Raw genomic sequence first — 24376 nt, 5'->3', positions numbered from 1 at the left:
GACGTTGATAGGCCGGGTGTGTAAGCGCAGCGATGCGTTGAGCTAACCGGTACTAATGAACCGTGAGGCTTAACCTTACAACGCCGAAGATGTTTTGGCGATTTGAGAGACAATATTCAGCTTAGATTCAGAGTCCGAAGGATTTTGCGCTGAGACAAGGCGGCAAACGAAGGAAAGGAAGGAGCATACTGAGGTATGTGACTGACTTTCGCCAGAGCAGCCAACGCAGTATCAGTGCAAAAGACACAGGACAGAGCACAAAGAATTTGCCTGGCGGCCGTAGCGCGGTGGTCCCACCTGACCCCATGCCGAACTCAGAAGTGAAACGCCGTAGCGCCGATGGTAGTGTGGGGTCTCCCCATGCGAGAGTAGGGAACTGCCAGGCATCAAATAAAGCAAAAGGCTCAGTCGAAAGACTGAGCCTTTTTGCGTTCATGTGTCCGGGTGTGCCGGATGTCGGCTGCGCCTTATCCGGCCAACGTATGAACCAGATTCAATAACGGATACGGTCTGCCAAGATCGTCTACCTCTGAACGTCCCGTCACTTTAAATCCCATCTTTTTGTAGAACCCAACCGCTTGTTCATTCTGTTCGTTAACGTTGGTTGTTAACTCGGGAGCCAGCGTAAACGCATGCTCAACCAGCAATTTCCCTACGCCGCAGCCACGAACGTCGGGATCGACAAACAGGGCATCCATGTGCTGCCCGGTCAGCAGCATAAACGCGATGGGCTCATCCTGCTCTGTCACTGCCACCCATAACGGCGCTTCTGGTAAAAAAGAACGCACCAGATCTTCCAGCTCGCTCCTATAGGATGCAGACAGAAAATGGTGCGTAGCATCAACAGAACGACACCAGATAGCAATCAGTTTTTCCCCTTCATCCTGCCGCGATCGGCGAATGCTAATAACCATATTATCTCCTTTTCTTTGTGCTTATATTCTATCGTAAACACCGCCGTGAAACTTTCTCACCTTCAACATGCAGACTCGACATTTACCTCATTCCTGGGTATCTTCAGCTATCTGGATGTCTAAACGTTTATACGTATGCTATGAGGTAATAAAGTTATGCCAATTCGGGTGCAGGACGAGCTACCAGCCGTCAATTTCTTGCGTAATGAAAACGTCTTTGTCATGACGACGACTCGTGCGACGACTCAGGAAATCCGCCCGCTGAAGGTGCTTATTCTTAACCTGATGCCAAAGAAGATCGAAACGGAAAACCAGTTCCTGCGCCTGCTGTCAAACTCACCGCTTCAGGTTGATATTCAGCTTTTACGGATTGATGCCCGTGAATCGCGTAATACACCGGCAGAGCATCTGAACAACTTCTATTGTAACTTCGAGGATATCTGCGATCAGAACTTCGATGGACTGATTGTGACCGGTGCGCCGCTGGGTCTGGTGGAGTTTAATGATGTAGCATACTGGCCGCAGATTAAGCAGGTACTGGAGTGGGCGAAAGATCACGTCACCTCAACGCTGTTTGTCTGTTGGGCGGTACAGGCCGCGCTTAATATTCTCTATGGCATTCCGAAGCAAACCCGCGCTGACAAGCTTTCCGGCGTCTACGAACATCATATTCTTCATCCCCATGCTTTACTGACCCGTGGTTTTGATGACGCGTTCCTTGCTCCACACTCACGCTATGCGGACTTTCCTGCGGCATTAATTCGCGATTATACCGACTTAGACATTCTGGCAGAAACGGAAGAGGGAGATGCTTACCTGTTCGCCAGCAAAGATAAACGCATCGCGTTTGTCACCGGTCATCCGGAATACGATGCCCATACGCTGGCCAGCGAATATTTCCGCGATGTTGAAGCGGGTTTAAGCCCGAATGTGCCGTACAACTATTTCCCTCAGAACGATCCGCAGAACAAACCGCGTGCGACCTGGCGCAGTCACGGTAATTTGTTGTTCATCAACTGGCTCAACTATTACGTTTACCAGATCACGCCATATGATCTTCGTCACATGAATCCAACACTGGATTAATCTTCTGGCGCTGACGATCCTAAAGCGTTTCAGCATGTCGAAACAGGCACCTTCGGGTGCTTTTTTTATTTCCGAAATGCCACTCATCTTGTAATTGAACTTTATTCTTTATGTTATCAATCGGTTATATTTAAATTAAATTAAAAATGGAAATTATTTTTGATTTAAATTCTTAAGCGAGTAATCTTAAATGTGCTGAACGAAAAGCGTACAACGATCTTTCGTTCGCATTGGGGGATGTATTCGGATCGATGATGAGGAGCTTCATGATGAATAAACAGGCAACAATCGCCGATGAGTTGGCCTTTATCAGGCCCTGTGGAGAGCAAGAGAAGCAAATTCTGACCGCAGAGGCGGTGGCGTTTTTGACCGAACTGGTGACGCGATTTACACCCGCACGTAACAAACTCCTCGCTGCTCGCATCCAGCAACAGCAGGACATTGACGATGGTAAGCTGCCTGATTTTATTTCGGAAACCGCTTCCATTCGTAATGGCGACTGGAAAATCCGAGGTATTCCCGCTGACTTACTGGATCGTCGCGTGGAAATTACCGGCCCGGTTGAGCGTAAAATGGTGATTAACGCGCTGAATGCTAATGTAAAAGTATTTATGGCCGACTTTGAAGACTCGCTGGCTCCCGAATGGAGCAAAGTCATTGATGGTCAGATCAACCTGCGTGATGCGGTGAACGGCACCATCAGCTACACCAACGAAGCCGGGAAAATCTATCAACTCAAGCCAGATCCGGCGTTACTGATTTGTCGCGTACGCGGCCTGCATCTGCCGGAAAAACACGTCACCTGGCGCAGGGAAGCCATTCCTGGCAGCCTGTTTGATTTCGCTCTCTACTTTTTCCACAACTATAAAGCGTTGCTGGCAAAAGGTAGCGGCCCTTACTTCTACCTGCCGAAAACTCAGTCCTGGCAGGAAGCCGCATGGTGGAGCGAAGTCTTCAGCTATACCGAAGACCGCTTTAATCTGCCGCGCGGCACCATCAAAGCCACCCTGCTGATTGAAACGCTGCCAGCCGTCTTCCAGATGGACGAAATTCTGCATGCGCTGCGCGATCATATCGTCGGTCTGAACTGTGGCCGCTGGGATTACATTTTCAGCTATATCAAAACCCTGAAAAATCACCCGGATCGCGTCCTGCCGGACCGTCAGGTGGTGACGATGGATAAACCGTTCCTCAGCGCCTATTCACGCCTGTTGATCAAAACCTGCCACAAGCGCGGCGCATTTGCGATGGGCGGCATGGCGGCGTTTATCCCGAGCAAAGACGCCGAGCGCAACAATCAAGTGCTCAACAAAGTGAAAGCGGACAAAGCGCTGGAAGCCAATAACGGTCATGACGGGACCTGGATCGCGCATCCAGGGCTGGCGGACACCGCGATGACGGTCTTTAACGAGGCGCTGGGCGAAAACCAGAACCAGCTGTTTGTTACCCGCGATGAAGATGCGCCCATTACTGCCGAACAGCTGCTGGCGCCCTGTGAGGGCGATCGTACTGAAGAGGGAATGCGCGCCAATATTCGCGTGGCGGTGCAGTACATCGAAGCATGGATTTCCGGCAATGGCTGCGTACCGATTTATGGCCTGATGGAAGATGCGGCCACGGCCGAAATCTCCCGAACCTCTATCTGGCAGTGGATTCATCACCAGAAAACCCTGAGCAACGGCAAACCCGTCACGAAAGCGCTATTCCGCCAGATGCTGGCCGAAGAGATGCTGGTGATCCAGGACGAGCTGGGAGAGCACCGCTTCAGCAGCGGGCGCTTTGATGAAGCCGCGCGCCTGATGGAGCAGATCACTACTTCCGATGAGTTAATTGACTTCCTGACCCTGCCGGGCTACCGCTTCCTGGCGTAATTCACCACATAACAATATGGAGCATCTGCATATGAAAACCCGTACCCAACAAATCGAAGAGTTACAGAAAGAATGGACGCAACCGCGCTGGGAAGGTATCCGCCGCCCGTATAGCGCGGAGGAAGTGGTGAAATTACGCGGCTCGGTCAACCCGGAATGTACGCTGGCGCAGCTTGGCGCGGCCAAAATGTGGCGTCTGCTGCATGGCGACGCGAAAAAAGGCTACATCAACAGCCTCGGCGCACTGACCGGTGGTCAGGCGCTGCAACAGGCGAAAGCGGGCATTGAGGCGGTCTATCTGTCCGGCTGGCAGGTGGCGGCGGACGCTAACCTGGCCGCCAGCATGTACCCGGATCAATCGCTGTACCCGGCAAACTCTGTTCCGGCGGTTGTGGATCGGATCAACAACACCTTCCGTCGTGCGGATCAGATCCAGTGGGCCTCCGGCGTTGAGCCTGGCGATCCGCGCTTTGTCGATTATTTCCTGCCGATCGTGGCCGATGCGGAAGCCGGTTTTGGCGGCGTACTGAACGCGTTTGAACTGATGAAATCGATGATTGAAGCCGGTGCAGCGGCAGTTCACTTCGAAGATCAGCTGGCGTCGGTGAAGAAGTGCGGCCATATGGGCGGCAAAGTGCTGGTGCCGACGCAGGAGGCCATTCAGAAACTGGTGTCGGCGCGTCTGTCGGCTGACGTGATGGGTGTACCGACGCTGCTGATTGCCCGTACCGATGCGGATGCGGCGGATCTGATAACCTCGGACTGCGACGCGTACGACAGTGAATTTATTACCGGCGAACGCACCAGCGAAGGCTTCTTCCGCACCCGTGCCGGTATTGAGCAGGCGATCAGCCGTGGGCTGGCGTATGCGCCTTACGCAGACCTGGTGTGGTGCGAGACCTCCACGCCGGATCTCGCAATGGCACAGCGCTTTGCCGATGCTATCCATGCGAAATATCCGGGTAAACTGCTGGCCTACAACTGCTCGCCGTCATTCAACTGGCAGAAGAATCTGGACGATAAAACCATCGCCAGCTTCCAGCAGCAACTGTCGGATATGGGCTACAAGTACCAGTTCATCACCCTGGCGGGTATCCACAGCATGTGGTTCAACATGTTCGACCTGGCACACGCTTACGCGCAGGGCGAGGGGATGAAGCACTACGTTGAGAAGGTTCAGCAGCCGGAGTTTGCGGCGGCTAAAGATGGCTATACCTTCGTCTCTCATCAGCAGGAAGTCGGCACCGGTTACTTTGATAAAGTCACCACCATCATCCAGGGCGGCGCATCATCCGTGACCGCACTGACCGGCTCCACAGAAGAATCGCAGTTCTGAACCATGCCGGATGGCGCTGACGCTTATCCGGCCTACCCTGAACCGTAGGCCGGATAAGGTGCCTGCGCCGCCATCCGGCAACCGATGAGGGCAAACCATGTCGCGTGGCCTGGAATTACTGATTGCTCAAACAATTTTGCAGGGCTTTGATGCCCAATACGGCCGTTTTCTTGAAGTGACTTCCGGCGCCCAGCAGCGCTTTGAGCAGGCTGACTGGCATGCGGTCCAGCAGGCGATGAAACAGCGCATTCACCTCTACGATCACCATGTCGGCCTGGTCGTTGAGCAGCTACGCTGCATTACCGATGGCAAAAATACCGATAGCGATTTTTTGCTGCGGGTAAAAGCGCACTATACCCGGCTGCTGCCGGATTACCCACGCTTTGAAATTGCCGAGAGCTTTTTTAATTCCGTTTACTGTCGGTTATTTGACCATCGATCGCTCACTCCTGAGCGGCTTTTTATCTTTAGCTCCCAGCCTGAGCGCCGGTTTCGCACGATTCCGCGCCCGCTGGCGAAAGACTTTTTCCCCGATCGCGGTTGGGAGACGTTATTGCGCAAGGTGTTATCCGATTTGCCATTCCGCCTGCCGTGGCAAGATAAAGCGCGTGATATCGGCTATATCACCGCCTGCTTACAGGAGGCGCTCGGCAGCGATCTGCTTTCCCGCTCGCATTTACAGGTTGCGAACGAACTGTTTTATCGTAATAAGGCTGCCTGGCTGGTGGGGAAACTGGTGATGCCAATGGCGACGCTGCCTTTTCTTTTGCCAGTCCATCGTAGCGATGAAGGTGAGTTATTTATTGATGCCTGTCTGACCACCCATGCTGAAGCGAGCATTATTTTTGGCTTCGCCCGCTCCTATTTTATGGTTTATGCGCCGCTGCCCGGCGCGCTGGTGGAGTGGCTGCGCGACATTCTGCCAGGTAAAACCACCGCCGAATTGTATATGGCGATTGGCTGCCAGAAGCATGCGAAAACAGAGAGTTATCGAGAATATCTGCACTATATCTCCGGCAGCGATGAGCAATTTATTGAAGCGCCGGGGATCCGCGGCATGGTGATGCTGGTGTTTACTCTGCCGGGATTTGACCGGGTATTTAAGATCATCAAGGATACGTTTGCCCCACAAAAAGAGATGTCGGCCGCCCATGTGCGCGCCTGCTATCAACTGGTCAAGGAACACGATCGCGTGGGGAGAATGGCTGATACCCAGGAGTTTGAGAACTTTGTGCTGGAGAAGCGGCGAATCGCGCCAGCGCTGATGACGCTGTTGCGCCAGGAGGCGCCGGAGAAAATTATCGACCTGGGCGATCAGATAGTGATTCGCCATCTCTACATTGAGCGTCGTATGGTGCCGCTGAATATCTGGCTGGAGCAGGTGGAGGGCCAGCAACTGCGTGACGCGATTGAAGAGTACGGCAATGCGATTCGCCAGCTTGCCGCCGCCAATATCTTCCCCGGCGACATGCTGTTTAAAAACTTTGGCGTTACCCGCCACGGTCGGGTGGTGTTCTACGATTACGATGAAATTTGCTATATGACAGAAGTAAATTTCCGCGATATCCCGCCAGCGCGCTACCCGGAAGACGAGCTGGCGAGCGAGCCGTGGTACAGCGTGTCGCCGGGCGATGTTTTCCCGGAAGAGTTTCGCCACTGGCTGTGCGCCGACCCGCGTATCGGGCCGCTGTTCGAAGAGATGCACGCCGACCTGTTTCGTGCCGACTACTGGCGGGCGTTACAGACGCGTATCCGCGAGGGACATGTGGAAGATGTGTATGCTTATCGTCGCCGCCAGCGTTTTAGCGTGCGCTACGGCAACCTTCAGCAGGCAGGGTAAACCGGCAGCCTGGCTCAGGCTACCTCAATAACCGTAAATTCTTCGTACACCAACTCCATATCTGGCGCCCATGTGCCTTCACGTTCAAAAAACGCCTGATGCGCCGATTGCCAGTAAGCGAGGCTCAAATCACCTTCTCCTTCCAGCGCGGCGAGCTCAGGACTCATTTCGTTAAAACGGATGAGCCTGAGCGTGAGGGTGCGTATCACGCATACGGCTTTACCTTTGCCATCCAGCACTATGTGATATGCCCCTGGCGTTACGGGAGGCTGCTCTTGCTGATAGCTGGCAAGTGAGCCGCAGGTACCGCGCTTCTTTCCCTTGACGACCAGGGCCGCCAGCTCGTCGGCAAGCTCAGCTGAATCGCCGAAAGACCAGCAAAAAGCTGAAGGGTATTTATCCTGCCAGTAGGATTTCAGATCGCTCATTTATCGCACTCCACCATATGCCAGCGTTACCTCTTTTGCCGCCTTAATCACCATCGCGCCAAATTCGGTCACGCGGTCGTCGGTAATCCGGGAAATTGGCCCGGAGATAGAAATCGCGGCAAACGGCTCGCGGTGTTCATCATAAATACATGACGCTACGCAGCGCAGGCCAAGCGCGTGTTCTTCATCATCAAAGGAGTAGCCGCGCTTGCGCGTCTGGGCCAAATCCTCTTTCAGATGCACCGGTGAGACCAGGGTCGCATGAGTGTATGCGTGCAGGCCTTTACGGTGCAGCAGGTCGGTAAGCTGATTTTCACTCAATTGCGCCAGAAAGGCTTTTCCTGCCCCGGATGCGTGCATGGGCAGCTTACCGCCAATCGGCGCCGACATACGCATCAACTGCGTACACTGCACCTGGTCGATAATAATCGCCTGGTGATCGCTTTGATCCAGCACCGCCAGATTGACCGTCTCGCCGGAGTCTTCCATCAGTTTGCGCAGAACAGGATGGACAATCGCCAGCAGATTACGGCTCTGCAAAAAACTGCTGCCGACGACAAAAGCGTGAGCGCCTACCGACCAGTGCCCCAGATCGCCAACCTGGCGAACAAACCCCAGTTGCTGCATAGTGGTCAGCAGGCGGTGAGTTGTCGAATTAGGCAAACCGGCCTGTTGCGCCAGTTCGGTCAGCGCGACGCTGCCGTGAGATTCAGCAATCCATTCAAGCAGTTTCAGACCGCGAGTCAGGGACTGAACTTGTCCGCCAGCCTGAGCGGCCGCGGGAGCGGCAGGTTTTCTGCCGCGTTTTGCGGGAGCGGGAGTCGCCATCGCAGTCTCCTTTTTTCTGTATCGTGGAAATGATTTTCGTTTTATTTGGCGATAATGCAATCACTACCCGACTGATCGGATGAGTGAAGCTGAACATGTCTCATCTTATCCGCTGTTCTCTTTTCCACCTGCCATGTTTATGCCAGTATGCTTTGTTGGCCTTTTACGGTCCAGGTTGAGTGTTGTCGGGAGCAAGTCGTGAGTAGCAAAGTTGAACAACTGCGTGCGCAGTTAAATGAACGCATTCTGGTTCTGGATGGTGGCATGGGTACCATGATCCAGAGCTATCGTCTGAGTGAAGAGGATTTCCGCGGCGAGCGCTTTGCCGACTGGCCCTGCGATTTGAAAGGCAATAACGACCTGCTGGTACTCAGCAAGCCGGAGGTGATTACCGCGATTCATGACGCCTACTTTGCGGCGGGGGCGGATATCATTGAAACCAACACCTTTAACTCGACGATCATTGCGATGGCGGATTACCAGATGGAATCCCTGTCGGCGGAAATCAACTTTGCCGCAGCAAAACTGGCCCGCGCCTGCGCCGATGAATGGACGGTGCGCACGCCGGAAAAACCGCGCTACGTTGCGGGGGTGCTTGGCCCCACCAACCGCACCGCGTCCATCTCGCCGGACGTGAACGACCCGGCGTTTCGCAATATCTCCTTCGATCAGCTGGTCGCGGCCTATCGCGAATCCACCAAAGCGCTGGTGGAAGGCGGGGCGGACCTGATTCTGATTGAAACCGTGTTTGATACGCTGAACGCGAAAGCCGCCGTTTTTGCAGTGAAAGAAGAATTTGACGCGCTGGGCATCGAGCTGCCGATTATGATCTCCGGCACGATTACCGACGCCTCCGGACGCACGCTCTCCGGCCAGACCACCGAAGCGTTCTATAACTCGCTGCGCCATGCCGAAGCGCTCACCTTCGGTCTTAACTGCGCGCTGGGGCCGGATGAACTGCGCCAGTATGTGCAGGAACTGTCGCGTATTGCCGAATGTTATGTTACCGCGCACCCGAACGCCGGTCTGCCTAACGCATTTGGCGAATACGATCTTGATGCTGATACGATGGCAAAGCAGATCCGCGAGTGGGCGGAGTCGGGCTTTCTTAACATTGTCGGCGGCTGCTGCGGCACCACGCCGGAACACATTGCCGCCATGAGCCGCGCGGTTGATGGCTTAGCGCCGCGTAAACTGCCCGATATTCCGGTAGCCTGCCGCCTTTCCGGCCTTGAGCCGTTGAATATTGGCGATGACAGCCTGTTTGTAAACGTGGGGGAGCGTACTAACGTCACCGGTTCCGCTAAATTTAAGCGGCTGATCAAAGAAGAAAAATATAACGAAGCGCTGGATGTCGCCCGTCAGCAGGTGGAGAACGGCGCGCAGATTATCGATATCAACATGGATGAGGGGATGCTCGACGCCGAAGCGGCGATGGTGCGTTTCCTCAACCTGATTGCCGGTGAGCCGGATATCGCCCGCGTACCGATCATGATCGACTCCTCGAAGTGGGAGGTTATCGAAAAGGGCCTGAAGTGTATCCAGGGCAAAGGTATCGTGAACTCGATCTCGATGAAAGAGGGCGTTGCGCCCTTTATCCACCATGCGAAGCAGCTGCGTCGCTATGGCGCGGCGGTGGTGGTGATGGCCTTTGATGAACAAGGGCAGGCCGATACTCGCGCGCGTAAGATCGAGATTTGCCGCCGGGCGTACAACATTCTCACCAAAGAGGTGGGTTTCCCGCCGGAAGACATTATCTTTGACCCGAACATTTTTGCCGTAGCGACCGGGATTGAAGAGCACAACAACTACGCGCAGGACTTTATCGGCGCCTGTGAAGATATCAAACGCGAACTGCCGCACGCGCTGATCTCCGGCGGCGTCTCTAACGTCTCCTTCTCGTTTCGCGGCAACGACCCGGTGCGCGAAGCGATTCATGCGGTGTTCCTCTACTATGCCATTCGTAACGGCATGGACATGGGGATCGTCAACGCCGGGCAACTGGCGATTTATGACGACCTGCCCGCCGAACTGCGCGACGCGGTGGAAGATGTGATCCTTAACCGCCGCGACGATAGCACCGAGCGTCTGCTGGATCTGGCGGAAAAATACCGTGGCAGCAAAGCTGATGATTCCGCCAATGCGCAACAGGCGGAATGGCGTACCTGGGAAGTGAAAAAACGCCTCGAGTATTCGCTGGTCAAAGGCATTACCGAGTTTATCGAACAGGATACTGAAGAAGCCCGTCAGCAGGCGACGCGCCCAATTGAAGTGATTGAGGGGCCGCTGATGGACGGTATGAACGTGGTGGGCGACCTGTTCGGCGAAGGCAAAATGTTCCTGCCGCAGGTGGTGAAATCGGCCCGCGTCATGAAGCAGGCGGTGGCGTATCTGGAACCGTTTATTGAAGCCAGCAAAGAGCAGGGCTCCAGCAACGGTAAAATGGTTATCGCCACCGTGAAGGGCGACGTGCATGACATTGGCAAAAACATTGTTGGCGTCGTTTTACAGTGCAACAACTATGAAATCATCGATCTTGGCGTGATGGTGCCGGCAGAAAAAATCCTCAAAACTGCGAAAGAAGTGAATGCGGATTTGATAGGCCTTTCCGGCCTGATTACTCCGTCGCTGGATGAAATGGTCAATGTGGCGAAAGAGATGGAGCGGCAGGGTTTCACCATCCCGCTGCTGATCGGCGGCGCGACCACCTCGAAAGCGCACACGGCGGTGAAGATCGAGCAGAACTACAGCGGCCCGACGGTCTATGTCCAGAACGCCTCGCGCACCGTTGGAGTAGTGGCGGCTCTGCTCTCCGATACCCAGCGCGATGAGTTTGTCGCCCGTACCCGTAAAGAGTACGAAACGGTGCGCATCCAGCATGGGCGTAAAAAGCCACGCACGCCGCCGGTGACGCTGGCCGCCGCGCGCGAAAACGATCTGGCTTTTGACTGGCAAAGCTACACGCCGCCGGTTGCTCATCGTCTGGGCGTGCAGGAGGTTGAAGCCAGTATCGAAACGCTGCGCAACTACATCGACTGGACGCCATTCTTTATGACCTGGTCGCTGGCGGGCAAATATCCGCGCATTCTCGAAGACGAAGTGGTGGGCGAAGAGGCGAAACGCCTGTTTAAAGACGCCAACGACATGCTGGATAAGCTGAGCGCGGAGAAGACGCTCAACCCGCGCGGCGTGGTGGGTCTGTTCCCGGCAAACCGCGTTGGCGATGATATCGAAATTTATCGCGATGAGACGCGTACCCATGTGCTGGCGGTCAGCCATCATCTGCGTCAGCAAACGGAGAAGGTGGGGTTCGCCAACTATTGCCTGTCTGACTTTGTTGCGCCGAAACAGAGCGGCAAAGAGGATTACATTGGCGCCTTCGCCGTCACGGGCGGTCTGGAAGAGGATGCGCTGGCAGAGGCATTCGAGGCGCAGCATGATGATTACAACAAGATTATGGTCAAAGCGATTGCTGACCGTCTGGCGGAAGCCTTTGCGGAATACCTGCATGAGCGGGTGCGTAAAGTCTACTGGGGCTATGCAGCGAATGAGAACCTCAGCAACGAGGAGCTGATTCGCGAAAACTATCAGGGGATTCGTCCGGCACCGGGCTATCCGGCCTGCCCGGAGCACACTGAGAAGGGCACCATCTGGCAACTGTTGGAGGTGGAAAAACACACCGGCATGACGCTGACCGAATCCTACGCCATGTGGCCGGGCGCGTCGGTCTCCGGCTGGTATTTCAGCCATCCGGACAGCAAGTATTTCGCGGTAGCGCAAATTCAGCGCGATCAGGTGGAGGATTATGCGCAGCGTAAAGGGATGACGGTCGCGGAGGTGGAACGCTGGTTGGCTGCCAACCTGGGCTATGATGCTGACTAATTCATAAAACTGTCATTTTTTCTTACAACAAACAGGGCGCTCATCGGGCGCCCTGTCTCTTTATTGTGCCGGAACCCTTATACTGAAGGTTCATGGGGCTGCTTGCCGGATGTGACGTAAACGCCTTATCCGGCCGACAAATATCTCCGTAGGTCGGATAAGCGCAGCGCCATCCGGCAAAAAAGGCTGAACATCATAATAATGATAAGGAGTACCTGATTCTGTGCTAACTCTGCTACACCTGCTGTCTGCTGTTGCTCTTCTGGTATGGGGTACCCACATTGTGCGTACCGGCGTGATGCGTGTTTACGGTGCTCGTCTGCGAAGCGTGCTGAGCAGTAGCGTGGAGAAAAAGCCGCTCGCCTTCTGCGCGGGGATTGGCGTTACCGCGCTGGTCCAGAGCAGCAATGCCACCACCATGCTGGTTACTTCTTTTGTCTCCCAGGATCTGGTGGCGCTGGCCCCGGCGCTGGTGATGGTGCTGGGGGCCGACGTCGGTACCGCGCTGATGGCGAGGGTGCTGACTTTCGACCTGTCATGGCTTTCGCCGCTGCTGATTTTTATCGGCGTGATTTTCTTTCTTGGGCGTAAGCAGACGCGTGCGGGCCAGCTTGGACGCGTGGGGATTGGCCTTGGGCTGATACTTCTGGCGCTGGAACTGATCGTCCAGGCGGTGCATCCCATCACTCAGGCCAGCGGCGTACAGGTTATTTTCGCTTCACTGACCGGCGATATTTTATTGGATGCGCTGATCGGCGCGGTGTTTGCGATCATCAGTTATTCAAGCCTGGCGGCGGTGTTGCTGACCGCAACCTTAACCGCAACCGGCGTGATTTCATTTCCGGTCGCGCTGTGCCTGGTGATTGGCGCGAACCTCGGCTCCGGGCTGCTGGCGATGCTTAACAATAGCGGCGCTAATGCTGCGGCGCGGCGCGTCGCGCTGGGTAGCCTGCTGTTTAAGGTGGTGGGTAGCCTGATTATTCTGCCATTTGTCCATGTGCTGGCGGCGGTCATGCAGAAACTGCCCCTGGCGGAATCTGAACTGGTCATCTACTTCCATGTTTTTTACAACCTGATTCGTTGTCTTGCCATGGTGCCGTTAGTCGGGCCGATGGCGCGATTCTGTAAGCGTTTAATTCGCGACGAGCCGGAGCTGGATGCTCGTCTGAAGCCGAAGCACCTTGACACCTCGGCACTCGATACCCCTGCGCTGGCGCTGGCTAATGCCGCCCGCGAAACGCTGCGTATTGGCGATGCCATGGAGCAGATGCTGGCCGGTTTGCACAAGGTGATGCACGGTGAGCCGCGCGAGGAGAAGGCGCTGCGGCGAATGGCGGACGATATCAACGTACTGTATACCGCCATTAAGCTCTATCTGGCGAGGATGCCGAAAGAGGAACTGGCGGATGAGGAATCCCGTCGTTGGGCGGAGATTATCGAAATGGCGCTTAATCTTGAGCAGGCGTCGGATATCGTTGAAAGAATGGCCAGTGAAATCGCCGACAAATCTCTGGCGGCGCGTCGGGCGTTCTCTATGGAGGGGTTAAAAGAGCTGGATGCGCTCTACGACCAACTGCTCAGCAACCTGCAACTGGCGATGTCGGTATTTTTCTCCGGCGATGTGCCCAGCGCCCGCCGTCTGCGCCGCAGCAAGCACCGTTTTCGCATTATGAACCGTCGTTACTCTCATGCCCACGTTGACCGCCTGCACCAGCAAAACGTGCAGAGTATTGAAACCAGCACGCTGCATCTGGCGTTGCTGGGAGATATGAAGCGTCTGAATTCGCTGTTCTGTTCGGTGGCCTATAGCGTGATGGAACAACCGGATGAAGATGATGAGCGGGATGAGTATTAGGCTGTGCTCCGCACCAGGTCGTGACACAGCCAGGGTTGATAGCCTGAACCGGGAGGAAGCGCCGCTGCCGGGAAAAATCCCCGGGCGATGGCTGGCGCCTTACCCGGGGGTTATGCTTACGCTCTGGCAAATGCGGCCGCTTCAGCGACCAGCGCATCATCCGGGCGCACGCCGGTGTAGAGTACGAACTGCTCCACCGCCTGCAGGGCAATCACTTCCGCGCCGCTGATAACCTGCTTATCCAGCTGCTGCGCCAGTTTGATCAGCGGCGTTTCCGGCGGCAGAGCGACCACGTCAAATACCACGCTGGCCTGTTCCACCATCGTCTGGCTGAAAGCCAGCGTTTCGCTTTCCGCACTGCCCGCCATGCCGAGCGGGGTGACGTTGACCAGAATATCCACCGCATTTCCTTCCGGCTGCGGCTGCCACTGGAAGCCGTACTGGTTCGCCAGCGTCAGGCCATTATCGCGGTTGCGGGCAGCGATAATGACGTCGCGGAAACCGGCATCGCGAAAGGCGGCGATCACCGCTTTGCCCATCCCGCCGCTGCCCTGGATCATCACTTTCGCGGAGGAATCGAGCTGGTTGCTGTCAATCAGGCTTTTCACTGCGATGTAGTCGGTATTCAGCCCGGTCAACCTGCCGTCGTCATTAACGATGGTGTTGACCGAGTCAATCACTTTTGCCGAAGGATCGATAGCGTCGAGAAACGGCATGCAGCTCTCTTTAAACGGCATTGATACCGCGCAGCCGCGAATACCTAACGCGCGCACGCCTTTTACCGCCGCTTCAATATCCTTTGTTGTAAACGCTTTATAGATGTAGTTCAGTCCCAGCTTCTCATATAAATAGTTATGAAAGCGGGTGCCGAAGTTGCCGGGACGACCGGCCAGGGACATGCACAGTAGCGTATCGCGATTAATCATGGGTAATATCCTCTGTATGGGCCAGAAGATACTCTTCCGCCTCTTTTGACCAGATACCGTGATGGCGTTCCATTATCGCCGCCAGTTCCGGGTCGGTAATTTCCCCCAGCGGTGTTAACGGTATGTTTTTCCCGGTATACACTAATTTTTTACCGCCGCCAACCTTCGGTAAATCCAGCGTCGTCTCGCCCGCCGCGTTCAGCCCCAAAATATGGGTCACCACTTTCGCGGTCTGAACTTTTTTCGCCTGCATTATTTCACTGGGTAAAGTTGCCTCCGGTTTAATGGCTCACTTTTGTGTTGAAAGGCGCGATAGATCACATTTAGCGTGAAGCGGCGAGAACGCGATTATTTTTTATTGTCCGCAAGGTAGGATATATTTCGCGTTTTAAACATAAACGCATTCAAGTTTTATCAGGGCGGCATGCGCGTAAATTCCTGGAGGTATAGATTTCTATGCCTCCGGGATGAGTGAACGTAGCCAACACAGAGACAACTTGAAGGATAATCTGTTTCAGGAGAGTTATGCTGCCCGATCCATCAACCCGACTTAACAAATACATCAGTGAAAGCGGAATCTGCTCGCGCCGCGAAGCGGACCGCTTTATCGAACAAGGTAACGTTTTTATCAACGGCAAGCGCGCCACTATTGGCGATCAGGTTAAGCCGGGCGATGTGGTTAAGGTCAATGGCCGATTGATTGAGCCGCGTGAAGCGGACGATTTAGTACTGATTGCGCTGAATAAACCCGTCGGTATTGTCAGCACCACCGAAGATGGCGAACGCGACAACATCGTTGATTTCGTTAATCACAGCAAACGCGTTTTTCCGATCGGTCGTCTGGATAAAGATTCCCAGGGGCTGATCTTTCTGACCAACCATGGCGATCTGGTTAACAAGATCCTGCGTGCCGGCAACGATCACGAAAAAGAGTATCTGGTGACCGTGGATAAGCCGGTAACCGATGAATTTGTGCGGAGTATGGGGGCGGGTGTGCCGATCCTCGGAACGGTGACCAAAAAGTGCAAAGTCAAAAAAGAAGCGCCGTTCGTGTTTCGCATTACGCTGGTGCAGGGGCTAAACCGCCAGATCCGCCGGATGTGCGAACACTTTGGCTATGAAGTGACGAAGCTTGAACGTACGCGGATTATGAACGTTAGCCTGACCGGCATCCCTTTGGGCGAATGGCGCGATTTGACCGATGATGAGCTGGTTGATCTGTTTAAGCTGATTGAGAATTCATCATCGGAAGCGAAACCGAAGGCAAAAGCCAGGCCGAAAGCGACCGGTATTAAACGCCCGGTGGTGACGCTCGAAAAAACCAGCGGGAAACCCGCTCGCCCGGCAACGAATGGCAAGCGCTTTACCGCGCCGGGGCGTAAAAAGAAAGGGCGTTAACGCCTGCCGCGCGTTGATGTATTTGCCGACCAGGAAAACGACGCTTCAGTATCCGGTTTATAAGCCTGCTTTTTCTTTAGCTGGCGGGCCTTTTTGGCTTCGGCTTCGCGTAGCGCCATCAGTTTATCGATGTACTCTTTTTTCACGCTGTTGGTTTCCGCATTGGTCAGCGGACGCCCATGAGCGATGCGCGCGCGGTCGAGCAACGTTTTCAGTTCGCGCTGCTCGCGCTCGGTCATCTCTTTTTGGGTGATGCGGGGGAGTGCCATAATGGTGCCCTCAGGTAGCTGATGGCTTCAGTGTACGGTAAAGAGGCAGACGTCTCACTGTAAATCGTCGTGCGTCGAGGAAAATTCCGGCGGCGCTGCGCCGCCGGGGGTTGTCGATTCTCTACCGTTATTCGCGTTCTTGTGCCCTGTTGCGCGCTTTATCAGAAATCGGTTTCCCTGACCAGTAACCGGCCAGCAACGACCCGGAAAGGTTGTGCCAGACAGAGAACAGCGCGCCTGGTAGTGCTGCCAGCGGGCCAAAGTAGATTTTCCCCAGCGCGGCGGCAAGCCCGGAATTCTGCATCCCAACCTCAATCGCCAGCGTGCGGCAGGTGGATTCGTCAAAGCCAAACAGACGCCCGCCCCAGTAGCCGCCGAGCAGGCCAATGGTGTTGTGCAGGATCACCGCGATAATCACCACCAGGCCGACGGAGGCGATATGCGAAGCGGAACCCGCCACCACGGCGCAGATAATCGCCAGAATACAAACCATTGAAAACGCCGGGAGGAATGGTTCCACCGCCCTCACCACTTTTGGCAGTAGGTGATGCACCACCAGCCCCAGCGCAATCGGGATCACCACGATTTGCAGAATACTGAGCAGCATCCCCATCACATCCACCTGAATATGCGCATCCACGTACAGACGCGTCAGCAGCGGCGTCGCCACCACGCCGACCAGCGTGGAGACCGATGAGATAGTCACCGAGAGCGCGACATCGCCTTTAGCCAGAAAGATCATGACGTTGGATGCCGTACCGCTGGCGACGCTACCGACCAGCACCATCCCGGCAGAAAGCTCCGGCGGCATCTGAAAAATCAGCGCCAGCAGCCAGGCGGCAAATGGCATCACCAGATAGTGCAAAAAAATCCCCGCCGCGACCGGCGCGGGACGGGAGAGAACGCGTTTAAAGTCATCCACTTTCAGGTGCACGCCCATGCCGAACATAATCAGCATCAGCAGCGTGGGAACCCACGGACCAACGGGAGTGAAAGTGGCGGGTGTGTAATACGCGATAACGGAGAGCAGTAGCGCCCATAATGGGAACAACCGCGTAAGCGTGGCGAGCATAGTGTTTTCCTTGCGATTGACTTGCCATACTCAGGAAAACCCAAGTGATGGTGAGTCCGTTGTGTTGATCTTGTTATAAATAGGCCGGGTCACGCCCGGCCAGAGGTATTGTTTATCGTGAGAAGGGAGATTATTCAAATAAATTATGGTGAAGTTTCTGCACCACTTTCTCTGCATCCGCCCCCGGCACCAGGAAGCACAGGTTATGGCTGGAGGCGCCGTAGCAAATCATACGAATGTTGAACGGCTCCAGCACAGAGAAGACCTCTTTACCAACGCCGCAGGCTTTTGACAGTTCGTTACCAATCAAGGCAATCAGCGCCAGGTCCTGCTCGACCTCTACGCGGCACAGGGACGACAGTTCGGTCAACAGCGCCTGGGTCAGCAGCGTATCGCCAACCGAGGTTGAGCCGGTGGTATCCAGGGTTAGCGCCACGCTGACTTCTGAGGTGGTGATCAGATCCACGGAGATATTATGCCGCGCCAGAATACTGAAGACTTCGGCGAGAAATCCGCGTGAGTGCAACATATTCAGGCTGTGCAGCGTCAGTAGCGTCTGTCTGCGACGTAGCGCCAGAGCGCGGAATAGCGGAGGGTGTTCGGTGGTTTTGCACACCAGCGTGCCGCCGGCCTCAGGCGCTTTGCTGGAACCGACAAATACCGGAATATCGCTGCGCACGGCGGGAAGCAGGGTCGCCGGATGCAGCACTTTCGCGCCGAAGGTCGCCATTTCCGCTGCTTCTTCAAAGGCGATAACGTCAATGCGCTTGGCTGCCGGAGCGACGCGCGGATCGGTGGTGTAGATGCCCGGAACATCGGTCCAGATATCAACGCGGGTCGCCTTTAACGCTTCGCCCAGCAGAGCGGCGGTATAGTCGCTGCCGCCACGGCCCAGGGTGGTGGTACGGCCTTTGGCCTCGCTGCCGATAAAGCCCTGGGTGATCACCAGCCCTTCCGCAAGACGCGGAGCCAGCAGTTGCTGAGTTAATTCAGCAAGCGCGGCGATATCCGGTTCCGCACGACCAAAGCGATCGTTGGTGCGCATTATTTTACGCACGTCGAACCACTGGGCGGCGATACCGCGCTCACGCAGGATTTCGACAAACAGCAACGTGGACATCAATTCACCGTGGCTGACCAGTTCATCCGTCAGCGCGGTCGAACTGGCCAACGATGCGGCTTCCGCCAGCGCGGTGATATTTTCCAGCAGGCGCTCAATTTCCTCGCGAATTACGTTCGGATAGCGCAGGCGTTCCAGAATATTGAACTGGATCTGGCGTATGGCATCGAGCTTTTCGAAGCGTTCGGTCGGCTCCAGCCCTTCCGCCAGCGCGACCAGAAGGTTGGTCACGCCCGCAGAGGCGGAAAGCACCACCACGCGGGTACTGGCATCGAGCAGCGCGACCTCTATGCTGCGGTTCATGGCATCGAAATCGGCAACGCTGGTGCCGCCGAATTTGGCTACAACTAAATCTGTCATAACAACCTCGTGTCAGGGGCCTGACTTATTAAAACGCTTCCTGACAATTCATACTGATGGGGCAGGAGGCCGCCGGATTGCAAAAAATGTCTTAATAAGTCAGGCCAAATTATTCAGCCATGGCACAAGGGAAGAGCGAAAAACAGGGTGGGCGCAGAGCGATAAACAAACTACGATGTCACCCAGAAGTGCTCCACCTTGTAGACTCGCATCGCTGATGCGGCGAGTATGAAACGCCCGACTGCGAACGTTTCTGGTGACAACCCAGGGGATTCAGCCCCTGCGGCCGGTGATGGGCGTAACCAGACGCTTTTCACCTCGGCGTTGCTCCCCCTCACGTATTTTCTCCGGACTGGTTCCTCCAATACGGTTACCTGGGCAACGCACCTCTTCTGGCAATTACCGACGTCTTTCACTTTGCCTGGGGTCATCCCCCTGCAATACTCTTTCGCTGTAGCGTGAAATTCGCGATCGATACATACCGACGTCTTGTCGGTACTGCCGTTATATAAAGGCTTCAGACGAAGTATGTCAATGTCAGGGTTATGCGGATTTTTCATGCTCAAGTTACTGACAGAAAAAAGCCTTATGATGGCTATACTGGCAGAGACATTTTGCGCCAAATAGCCTCTGTTCCTGACGCGTATCATAGGCATAACACAAAAATCATCACAATTTTTCGCCACCGGCGCTACAATCGACCGCAGTCACAATTCTCAAATCAGAAGAGTATTGCTAATGAAAAACATCAACCCAACGCAGACTTCTGCCTGGCAGGCATTACAGAAACATTTTGATGAAATGAAAGACGTTACTATCAGCGATCTTTTCGCCAAAGATAGCGACCGTTTCTCTAAATTCTCTGCGACCTTCGACGATCTGATGCTGGTGGATTTCTCTAAAAACCGCATCACCGAAGAGACGCTGGCAAAATTGCAGGATCTGGCGAAAGAGACCTTCCTGGCCGACGCCATTAAATCAATGTTCTCCGGCGAGAAGATTAACCGCACAGAGGACCGCGCGGTGCTGCACGTTGCGCTGCGTAACCGTAGCAATACGCCGATTCTGGTTGATGGCAAAGATGTGATGCCGGAAGTGAACGCGGTGCTTGAGAAAATGAAAACCTTCTCAGAGGCCATTATCTCCGGCAGTTGGAAAGGCTATACCGGCAAAGCCATTACCGATGTGGTTAACATCGGTATCGGCGGATCTGACCTTGGTCCGTTTATGGTGACCGAAGCGTTGCGTCCGTACAAAAACCACCTCAACATGCACTTTGTCTCTAACGTCGATGGTACCCATATCGCCGAAGTGCTGAAGAAAGTGGACCCGGCAACCACGCTATTCCTGGTGGCTTCCAAAACCTTTACCACGCAGGAAACCATGACCAACGCCCACAGTGCGCGCGACTGGTTCCTGGCGACCGCGGGTGATGAGAAACACGTGGCGAAACACTTCGCTGCGCTTTCCACCAACGGTAAAGCGGTTGGCGAGTTCGGTATTGATACCGCCAATATGTTTGAGTTCTGGGACTGGGTCGGCGGTCGCTACTCTCTGTGGTCGGCGATTGGTCTGTCTATCATCCTGTCTGTCGGCTTTGACAACTTCGTTGAACTGCTTTCCGGCGCGCATGCGATGGACAAACATTTCTCCACCACCCCGTCTGAGAAAAACCTACCGGTGCTGCTGGCGCTGATTGGTATCTGGTACAACAATTTCTTCGGTGCCGAAACCGAAGCGATTCTGCCGTACGATCAGTATATGCACCGTTTCGCCGCCTACTTCCAGCAGGGCAATATGGAATCCAACGGCAAGTATGTTGACCGTAACGGCAATGCCGTGGATTACCAGACGGGCCCAATCATCTGGGGCGAGCCGGGCACCAACGGTCAGCACGCGTTCTACCAGTTGATCCATCAGGGGACCAAAATGGTGCCGTGCGATTTTATCGCCCCGGCGATGACCCACAACCCGCTGTCTGACCACCATCAGAAACTGCTGTCTAACTTCTTTGCGCAGACCGAAGCGCTGGCGTTCGGTAAATCCCGTGAAGTGGTTGAGCAGGAATATCGCGATCAGGGGAAAGATCCGGCGACGCTGGAGCACGTGGTGCCGTTCAAAGTGTTTGAAGGCAACCGCCCGACCAACTCCATCCTGCTGCGTGAAATCACGCCGTTCAGCCTGGGGGCGCTGATTGCGCTGTATGAGCACAAGATCTTCACCCAGGGTGTGATTATGAACATCTTCACTTTTGACCAGTGGGGCGTTGAGCTGGGTAAACAGCTGGCTAACCGCATTCTGCCGGAGCTGAAAGATGGCAGCGAAGTGAGCAGCCACGACAGCTCGACCAATGGCCTGATTAATCGCTACAAATCCTGGCGCGTATAATCAGACGGATGCCTGAATGCCGGCCCATGTGGCCGGCATTTTTGTTTAGAGTCGTCGCAACAGTTTCGCCGGATTTCCTGCCCACACGCCTTTCTCGGTAATTGACCGGGTAACCACGCTGCCCGCGCCTATCACTACGCCATCGCAAATGCTGATCGCCAGAATGGTCGCGCCGCTGCCGATCGACACATCGTTGCCAAGGACAATTCTTCCCCAGCTTTCGCGGTCGGCATTCGGTTTGCCATCGCGGAACATATCGTTGGCGAACATCACTCCGTGACCGATAAAGCAGCGTTCGCCGATGGTGACATACTCGCAAATAAAAGTATGGGACTGAATTTTGCTGTCTCTGCCAATATGAGTATGGCCCTGAATTTCAACGAAGGGACCAACAAAAACGTTATCGCCGAGCGTGCAGTCGTAGAGGTTAGCGGGTTGGTAAATCACCACATTCTCTCCGCTGGTGACGTTGCGAATAGCGGTTTCACGAAAGGTATGCATGTTGCCTCTCAGAGTGGTTTGGCCAGAATATGTAGCGTGCTGTGTTGGGTAGCGGAATGAAAAACGGTGTCTTTGATGTGCCGCATTCCCTGACGTTCATAAAAACGTCGGGCACCGGGATTTGCCGCGAGCACCTCCAGCCATAGCCAGCTTTCGCCGGCCTCTTTTGCTTGTTTTTCGATGGCGCTAAAAAACTGCTCGCCATAGCGTAGCCCCGTCGCGCCAGGCATCAGGTAGAGCTTATGCAGCAGCGTGCCGGATGGACCCCCTGGGTTAATATCCTGGCGGCAGGTATATTTAGCGAAGCCGATGGGCTGCTCTGCCTGCGCAATCAACCAGCGGGACTTCTTATCGGAGAGGCTGCGCGCCAGCGAGGCGACGGAATACTCCTGCTCCAGGAAAAGCGCCAGTTCGTCGGCGTTATGCCAAAGGTGAGCGAAGTGGTGGCGGTAGCTGGCGTTGCCCATTTGATTGAGCAGGGCTGCGTCTTTTGGTCGCGCAGTGCGAATTTTCAGCATGATTATTTCCTTTTTAACCCGCAAACCTGACGAACGATTGTTACATTTACGCCAACGGTGGCAAAAATCTAACGAATAATGTCGATCTTGATCACATTTTTACGTTATACAGGTTACATGGAATCATGATGATGAGGTGTGTATATGGCGCCGGTTTATCGTCCGTTGGTCAATTTTATCGCCACGGCAATGCAAACGATTTTGAATCTTGGCCTGGTATGTCTCGGGATCATTCTGATCGTTTTCCTGGGCAAAGAGACGCTGCATCTGGCGCACGTATTGTTCACCCCCGATCCGGTCAGTAAGTACAAGCTGGTGGAAGGGCTGGTGGTCTATTTTCTCTATTTCGAGTTTATTGCGCTGATTGTGAAGTATTTCGAATCGGGGTTTCACTTCCCGCTACGCTATTTCGTCTATATCGGGATCACCGCTATCGTGAGGCTGATTATTATCGATCATGAGTCGCCGATGGCGGTGCTGATTTACTCCGCGGCGATCCTGATTCTGGTGATTACGCTCTGGCTGTGTAACTCCAACCGTCTGAAACGCGAGTAAAAAAAAGCGGCCACAAGGGCCGCTGACCAACAGTCACAAATATCATTTATGTCGGGTCCAGTTGAGGGTCGCAGTGGCATTTGCCTTACTTTTTCAGATGAGGGCGGTGGCTGCCGTACCCGGTTGGGGGCGCGTACGGCGACTGAACCACCGACCCTCTTCTGAAATTTGGGGCGGTATACTCGTCATACTTCAGGTTGTTGATGCATTGACCGCTCCCGTTTGCCCCGGTCACATAGCGCTCTATGCTCCGGGGATAAGCGGGGGGTATCGCCTTCCCGCAACCTGAATTATTTAGAGTATCTAACAATAAAACTTAACCTTTCACTCCGCCTGCCGTCAGACCGTTAACTAACCAGCGCTGGGCCAGCAGGAACACCACGGTAATCGGGATGGCGGAGAGTACCGCGGCGGCGGCGAAGTCGCCCCACAGATAGTTCTGCGGGTTGAGATACTGCTGCATGCCGACGGCCAGGGTGTAGCTGTTCACATCGCGTAGCAGTAGCGAGGCGACCGGCACTTCAGTAATCGCAGCGATGAACGACAGAATAAACACCACCGCCAGAATCGGCACCGACAGCGGGAGCAGCACCAGGCGGAACGCCTGCCACGGGGTGGCGCCATCCAGTGCCGCCGCTTCTTCCAGAGAGCCGTCGATGGTTTCGAAGTAGCCTTTAATCGTCCAGACGTGCAGCGCAATACCGCCCATATAGGCGAAGATTACGCCGCCGTGGGTATTCAGACCGACGAACGGAATATACTGACCGAGACGGTCAAACAGGGCATACAGCGCGACCAGCGACAGAACCGCCGGGAACATCTGGAAAATCAGCATCCCTTTCAGCAACGTGGCTTTACCCGGAAAGCGCATGCGGGCAAAAGCGTATGCGCAGGTGGTAGAGAGCGCGACGATGCCAATGGCGGTAATACCGGCCACCTTGATGGAGTTCCACAGCCACAGCAGGACCGGGAAGGGGGGCGGCGTAACCCGGCCATCAGCATGTTCAACGCTAAAACCTAACGCCAGCCGCCAGTGCTCCCAGGAGATACGTTCCGGGATCAGGCTACCGGTGGCGAAGTTACCTTCGCGCAGAGAGATAGTGATAACCATCAGCAGCGGGAACATAATCGCCGCGATAAAAATCAGTAGCAGGAGATGCGTGATGAACAGGCGCAGCTTCTGAGATTTGGGTTGAACCATAGCCATAATATTTTTACTCCCCTTGATA

19 protein-coding genes, 2 rRNA genes, 1 pseudogene and 1 riboswitch are annotated in these 24376 nt (G+C 54.8%); of the genes and pseudogenes, 11 read left to right on the top strand and 11 right to left on the bottom strand.

The annotated features are described in order from the left end of the window. Both FN037_RS23840 and rrf read left to right on the top strand, forming a co-directional pair. Positions 1 to 77: ribosomal RNA gene (locus FN037_RS23840) — 23S ribosomal RNA — on the top strand; the annotation flags it as partial. Between the two features lie 192 nt (positions 78 to 269). After that, positions 270 to 385, top strand: a 5S ribosomal RNA gene (gene rrf, locus FN037_RS23835). Positions 386 to 467: 82 nt separating this feature from the next. Here the strand turns inward: rrf and FN037_RS23830 are convergent. Beyond that, positions 468 to 914 carry an acetyltransferase gene (locus FN037_RS23830; RefSeq protein WP_142503296.1) on the bottom strand — a complete coding sequence of 149 codons (447 nt, stop codon included), beginning with the start codon at positions 912 to 914 and terminating at the stop codon, positions 468 to 470. 156 nt (positions 915 to 1070) lie between these two features. Between FN037_RS23830 and metA the strand changes: the two genes are divergently transcribed. The 4 genes from metA to aceK all read left to right on the top strand — a co-directional run bounded on the left by metA (position 1071) and on the right by aceK (position 7047). Beyond that, on the top strand, positions 1071 to 2000 hold the full coding sequence (gene metA / locus FN037_RS23825; protein WP_138360890.1) for a homoserine O-succinyltransferase: 930 nt from the start codon (positions 1071 to 1073) through the stop codon (positions 1998 to 2000). 269 nt (positions 2001 to 2269) lie between these two features. Then, positions 2270 to 3871, top strand: a complete 1602-nt coding sequence (gene aceB / locus FN037_RS23820; RefSeq protein ID WP_142503299.1) for a malate synthase A — start codon at positions 2270 to 2272, stop codon at positions 3869 to 3871. A 31-nt stretch (positions 3872 to 3902) separates the two neighbouring features. Continuing rightward, positions 3903 to 5207, top strand: coding sequence for an isocitrate lyase (gene aceA, locus FN037_RS23815; RefSeq protein WP_142503295.1), 1305 nt, complete (start codon positions 3903 to 3905; stop codon positions 5205 to 5207). Positions 5208 to 5304: 97 nt separating this feature from the next. Further along, positions 5305 to 7047, top strand: a complete 1743-nt coding sequence (gene aceK, locus FN037_RS23810) for a bifunctional isocitrate dehydrogenase kinase/phosphatase (protein ID WP_142503294.1) — start codon at positions 5305 to 5307, stop codon at positions 7045 to 7047. A gap of 14 nt (positions 7048 to 7061) precedes the next feature. On the opposite strand, the gene FN037_RS23805 is transcribed toward aceK, so the two are convergent. Together FN037_RS23805 and iclR are read right to left on the bottom strand one after the other, a co-directional pair. Continuing rightward, positions 7062 to 7466 (bottom strand): ASCH domain-containing protein, encoded by a 405-nt coding sequence (locus tag FN037_RS23805; RefSeq protein ID WP_142503298.1) that lies wholly within the window; start codon positions 7464 to 7466, stop codon positions 7062 to 7064. 9 nt (positions 7467 to 7475) lie between these two features. After that, positions 7476 to 8303 carry a glyoxylate bypass operon transcriptional repressor IclR gene (gene iclR / locus FN037_RS23800; RefSeq protein WP_138360888.1) on the bottom strand — a complete coding sequence of 276 codons (828 nt, stop codon included), beginning with the start codon at positions 8301 to 8303 and terminating at the stop codon, positions 7476 to 7478. Between the two features lie 198 nt (positions 8304 to 8501). On the opposite strand from iclR, the gene metH reads away from it, so the two are divergent. Further along, on the top strand, positions 8502 to 12185 hold the full coding sequence (metH, locus tag FN037_RS23795) for a methionine synthase (protein ID WP_142503293.1): 3684 nt from the start codon (positions 8502 to 8504) through the stop codon (positions 12183 to 12185). Positions 12186 to 12408: 223 nt separating this feature from the next. Continuing rightward, the gene (locus FN037_RS23790; RefSeq protein ID WP_142503292.1) at positions 12409 to 14040 is read left to right on the top strand and encodes a Na/Pi cotransporter family protein; all 1632 of its coding nucleotides are present in this window, start codon (positions 12409 to 12411) and stop codon (positions 14038 to 14040) included. 116 nt (positions 14041 to 14156) lie between these two features. On the opposite strand, the gene FN037_RS23785 is transcribed toward FN037_RS23790, so the two are convergent. After that, positions 14157 to 14966, bottom strand: a complete 810-nt coding sequence (locus FN037_RS23785; protein ID WP_138360885.1) for a shikimate 5-dehydrogenase — start codon at positions 14964 to 14966, stop codon at positions 14157 to 14159. After that, positions 14959 to 15222 (bottom strand): annotated as a pseudogene (locus tag FN037_RS23780) (L-sorbose 1-phosphate reductase); the annotation flags it as partial. The gene FN037_RS23785 and the pseudogene FN037_RS23780, both read right to left, overlap by 8 nt. Positions 15223 to 15491: 269 nt before the next feature. Between FN037_RS23780 and rluF the strand changes: the two are divergent. Continuing rightward, positions 15492 to 16364, top strand: coding sequence for a 23S rRNA pseudouridine(2604) synthase RluF (gene rluF / locus FN037_RS23775; RefSeq protein ID WP_142503291.1), 873 nt, complete (start codon positions 15492 to 15494; stop codon positions 16362 to 16364). Here the strand turns inward: rluF and FN037_RS23770 are convergent. The 3 genes from FN037_RS23770 to lysC form a co-directional block, all read right to left on the bottom strand. After that, positions 16361 to 16633: a DUF3811 domain-containing protein gene (locus FN037_RS23770; protein WP_138360876.1), complete on the bottom strand. Its 273-nt coding sequence runs from the start codon at positions 16631 to 16633 to the stop codon at positions 16361 to 16363. The two genes, rluF and FN037_RS23770, sit on opposite strands and share 4 nt — an antisense overlap. A gap of 127 nt (positions 16634 to 16760) precedes the next feature. After that, positions 16761 to 17705, bottom strand: coding sequence for a ketopantoate/pantoate/pantothenate transporter PanS (gene panS / locus FN037_RS23765; RefSeq protein ID WP_142503290.1), 945 nt, complete (start codon positions 17703 to 17705; stop codon positions 16761 to 16763). 130 nt (positions 17706 to 17835) lie between these two features. Beyond that, positions 17836 to 19185: a lysine-sensitive aspartokinase 3 gene (gene lysC, locus FN037_RS23760; protein WP_138360874.1), complete on the bottom strand. Its 1350-nt coding sequence runs from the start codon at positions 19183 to 19185 to the stop codon at positions 17836 to 17838. 178 nt (positions 19186 to 19363) lie between these two features. After that, positions 19364 to 19585, bottom strand: a riboswitch (Lysine riboswitch). Between the two features lie 338 nt (positions 19586 to 19923). On the opposite strand from lysC, the gene pgi reads away from it, so the two are divergent. Next, a complete protein-coding gene (gene pgi / locus FN037_RS23755) occupies positions 19924 to 21573 on the top strand; it encodes a glucose-6-phosphate isomerase (RefSeq protein ID WP_138360873.1) in 1650 nt (549 codons plus the stop codon). A 45-nt stretch (positions 21574 to 21618) separates the two neighbouring features. On the opposite strand, the gene FN037_RS23750 is transcribed toward pgi, so the two are convergent. Together FN037_RS23750 and FN037_RS23745 are read right to left on the bottom strand one after the other, a co-directional pair. Beyond that, on the bottom strand, positions 21619 to 22074 hold the full coding sequence (locus FN037_RS23750) for an acyltransferase (RefSeq protein WP_138360872.1): 456 nt from the start codon (positions 22072 to 22074) through the stop codon (positions 21619 to 21621). Positions 22075 to 22082: 8 nt separating this feature from the next. Next, positions 22083 to 22592 carry a GNAT family N-acetyltransferase gene (locus FN037_RS23745; RefSeq protein WP_138360871.1) on the bottom strand — a complete coding sequence of 170 codons (510 nt, stop codon included), beginning with the start codon at positions 22590 to 22592 and terminating at the stop codon, positions 22083 to 22085. A 144-nt stretch (positions 22593 to 22736) separates the two neighbouring features. On the opposite strand from FN037_RS23745, the gene psiE reads away from it, so the two are divergent. After that, positions 22737 to 23147: a phosphate-starvation-inducible protein PsiE gene (gene psiE / locus FN037_RS23740; RefSeq protein WP_138360870.1), complete on the top strand. Its 411-nt coding sequence runs from the start codon at positions 22737 to 22739 to the stop codon at positions 23145 to 23147. A 316-nt stretch (positions 23148 to 23463) separates the two neighbouring features. On the opposite strand, the gene malG is transcribed toward psiE, so the two are convergent. Next, positions 23464 to 24354 carry a maltose ABC transporter permease MalG gene (malG, locus tag FN037_RS23735; protein ID WP_138360896.1) on the bottom strand — a complete coding sequence of 297 codons (891 nt, stop codon included), beginning with the start codon at positions 24352 to 24354 and terminating at the stop codon, positions 23464 to 23466. Positions 24355 to 24376: the final 22 nt, after the last annotated feature.

Origin of the sequence: Klebsiella sp. 2680 (assembly GCF_900198535.1) — a bacterium.
In the GTDB taxonomy this organism is placed as follows: domain Bacteria; phylum Pseudomonadota; class Gammaproteobacteria; order Enterobacterales; family Enterobacteriaceae; genus Klebsiella; species Klebsiella indica.
The sequence above is the reverse complement of the archived record's forward strand: the minus strand, read 5'-3'. Positions and strand labels throughout refer to the sequence as shown.

What these genes read in the sequence shown, in the direction of transcription:
- panS (WP_142503290.1), bottom strand. Translation starts at nt 17,705, where the DNA reads ATGCTCGCCACGCTTACGCGGTTGTTCCCATTATGGGCGCTACTGCTC.
- aceA (WP_142503295.1), top strand. Translation starts at nt 3,903, where the DNA reads ATGAAAACCCGTACCCAACAAATCGAAGAGTTACAGAAAGAATGGACG.
- pgi (WP_138360873.1), top strand. Translation starts at nt 19,924, where the DNA reads ATGAAAAACATCAACCCAACGCAGACTTCTGCCTGGCAGGCATTACAG.
- FN037_RS23830 (WP_142503296.1), bottom strand. Translation starts at nt 914, where the DNA reads ATGGTTATTAGCATTCGCCGATCGCGGCAGGATGAAGGGGAAAAACTG.
- iclR (WP_138360888.1), bottom strand. Translation starts at nt 8,303, where the DNA reads ATGGCGACTCCCGCTCCCGCAAAACGCGGCAGAAAACCTGCCGCTCCC.
- FN037_RS23750 (WP_138360872.1), bottom strand. Translation starts at nt 22,074, where the DNA reads ATGCATACCTTTCGTGAAACCGCTATTCGCAACGTCACCAGCGGAGAG.
- FN037_RS23770 (WP_138360876.1), bottom strand. Translation starts at nt 16,633, where the DNA reads ATGGCACTCCCCCGCATCACCCAAAAAGAGATGACCGAGCGCGAGCAG.
- lysC (WP_138360874.1), bottom strand. Translation starts at nt 19,185, where the DNA reads ATGACAGATTTAGTTGTAGCCAAATTCGGCGGCACCAGCGTTGCCGAT.
- aceB (WP_142503299.1), top strand. Translation starts at nt 2,270, where the DNA reads ATGAATAAACAGGCAACAATCGCCGATGAGTTGGCCTTTATCAGGCCC.
- psiE (WP_138360870.1), top strand. Translation starts at nt 22,737, where the DNA reads ATGGCGCCGGTTTATCGTCCGTTGGTCAATTTTATCGCCACGGCAATG.
- malG (WP_138360896.1), bottom strand. Translation starts at nt 24,354, where the DNA reads ATGGCTATGGTTCAACCCAAATCTCAGAAGCTGCGCCTGTTCATCACG.
- FN037_RS23785 (WP_138360885.1), bottom strand. Translation starts at nt 14,966, where the DNA reads ATGATTAATCGCGATACGCTACTGTGCATGTCCCTGGCCGGTCGTCCC.
- metA (WP_138360890.1), top strand. Translation starts at nt 1,071, where the DNA reads ATGCCAATTCGGGTGCAGGACGAGCTACCAGCCGTCAATTTCTTGCGT.
- FN037_RS23745 (WP_138360871.1), bottom strand. Translation starts at nt 22,592, where the DNA reads ATGCTGAAAATTCGCACTGCGCGACCAAAAGACGCAGCCCTGCTCAAT.
- rluF (WP_142503291.1), top strand. Translation starts at nt 15,492, where the DNA reads ATGCTGCCCGATCCATCAACCCGACTTAACAAATACATCAGTGAAAGC.
- aceK (WP_142503294.1), top strand. Translation starts at nt 5,305, where the DNA reads ATGTCGCGTGGCCTGGAATTACTGATTGCTCAAACAATTTTGCAGGGC.